Below are 1,979 nucleotides of genomic sequence, written 5' to 3'. Positions count from 1 at the left end.
ACAGTCGCCTATATCGAGTTTGGCAAATTCTCTACAAAGTATCATATCGGAACTTGCTTATACGCTCGATTCCGTTGAAGAAGAAAAGAAAAAATCGGCTTAAATTAATAGTCGAAATAAAAAAAGTAAAAAATTAAAAAGTAAAAAATTAAAAGTTTAAGGAGAATAAAAATGGCTTTAAGTAAAGAAGAAATACTACAAGCGATAGAAGAGATGAAAGTTATAGAGCTTCATGAATTGGTTGAAGCTATTAAAGAAAAATTTAATGTAACGGCGGCTATGCCCGTTGCGGCTGTGGCCGCTCCAGCGGCTGGAGGAGCGGCTGCTGGCGGAGCTGCGGAAGAAGAGAAAAACGAATTCGATATAATTCTTACTGGATTCGACGCTGCTCAAAAAATAGCGCTCATTAAAGAAGTTAGAGCGGTTAGCGGCTTGGGTTTAAAAGAAGCTAAAGATGCCGTAGAAAAAGGCGGCGAAACTATTAAATCTGGCGTTTCAAAAGACGAAGCGGCGGCGATTAAAAAACAATTGGAAGCCGCAGGCGGTAAAGTTGAAGTTAAATAATATAAGACAATTAAAATTTAAGAAGGGTATATTAGCTTTGCCCTTCTTAAATAATTGTATCTTAAATAATTAATATAAGCTAAAAATTAAAATAATTATAAAAACATAAAAAATATAAAAGCTGTAATTTGGAGTTCTTTTTAATATGGCTAATAACATTCAAATAGACAATAAAGTATATAAGGAAAGAGGAATTGAGTTCGCTAAAAAATATAGAATTGAAAACGGACGCGTGAATTTTTCGCGATACGCTTCGGTTTTAGAACCGCCCGATTTTCTTGCTATACAAAAAGAGTCATACGATAGTTTTCTTCAAAAGGATGTTCCCGAAAATAAGAGAAAAAACGAAGGTTTGCAAGAGGTTTTGAATTCGATATTTCCTATAGTGGCAAACAACGAAAAGATGCAAATCGAGTTTATTTCGTATTCGATTGGCGAGCCTAAAATTTCCGAAAAAGAGGCGAGAAGAAGAGATAAAACTTTTGCCTATCCTTTTAAGATAAAAGTTCAATTAACAGTTCGAGAACCCGAAATGATAGTCGAACAGGAGATTTTTGTTGGCGATATTCCCGCTATGACGAACAGAGGCACTTTTATCGTAAACGGAGCGGAGAGAGTGGTAGTTTCTCAAATTCACAGGTCTCCAGGGGTAGTTTTCAATAGAAGCGACAGAGACGCTATGTTTGTGGCAAAAATAATACCAGATAGAGGAACTTGGCTCGAATTTGAACTCGACACTAAAAAAGATATAATGTATGTTAGAATTGACAGAAAGAAAAAACTTCCCGTTACGGTATTTTTAAGAGCAATCGGAATCACGACAAACGAAGAGATTTTGAAATTATTTTATACGGTTGATAAAATTTCATTGTCAAAATTGTCGGACGAAGCTAAAAAAGAAGCTTTGATAGGCAGACGCTCGTATTCTACGGTTTTTGATACGGATAATCCCGAAGAGATAATACTTAACCCAGGCGAGCTTATAAATACGAACCTTGCCGAAAGACTTTTGATGAGCGGAGTTAAAGAAGTCGAAGTTTTGAATATGGAAGCGATTAAAGATAATGTAACCATAATCAACACTTTGGATAAAGATGTGACGAGAGACCAAAGAGAAGCATGCGCAAAAATTTACAATGTTTTAAGACCAGGAGAGCCAGCTTTAATAGACAATGTCGTTAAAATTTGCAACGATATGGTATTTGACCCTAAATTATACGCGCTTGGCGATGTCGGACGATATAAAATAAATAAAAGACTCAATTTTCCAGAAGACGAAAAGAGCAATGTTTTAAGACATAAAGATATAGTGGAAACGATTCGATTTTTGATAAAAGTATTTATTAACGAAGAGCAGCTTGACGATATAGACCATTTGGGAAATAGAAGAATAAGAAGCGTTGGCGAACTTTTGG

The 1,979-nt window shown here is 35.5% G+C and carries 1 protein-coding gene and 1 pseudogene; both read left to right on the top strand.

What is annotated here, in order from left to right; genetic code table 11:
• Nucleotides 1-171: 171 nt before the first annotated feature.
• Nucleotides 172-564 (top strand): 50S ribosomal protein L7/L12, encoded by a 393-nt coding sequence (gene rplL, locus EZH24_RS10905; RefSeq protein WP_137999141.1) that lies wholly within the window; start codon nt 172-174, stop codon nt 562-564.
• A 145-nt stretch (nt 565-709) separates the two neighbouring features.
• Nucleotides 710-1,979: pseudogene (locus EZH24_RS10900) on the top strand (DNA-directed RNA polymerase subunit beta); the annotation flags it as partial.

The organism is Brachyspira catarrhinii (genome assembly GCF_005518285.1).
Classification (GTDB): Bacteria; Spirochaetota; Brachyspiria; order Brachyspirales; family Brachyspiraceae; genus Brachyspira; species Brachyspira catarrhinii.
Note: the sequence above shows the minus strand (reverse complement) of the source record. Positions and strands in the feature narration are given on the sequence as shown.

Coding starts and splice junctions, on each gene's coding strand:
- rplL (WP_137999141.1), top strand. CDS start 172: ATGGCTTTAAGTAAAGAAGAAATACTACAAGCGATAGAAGAGATGAAA.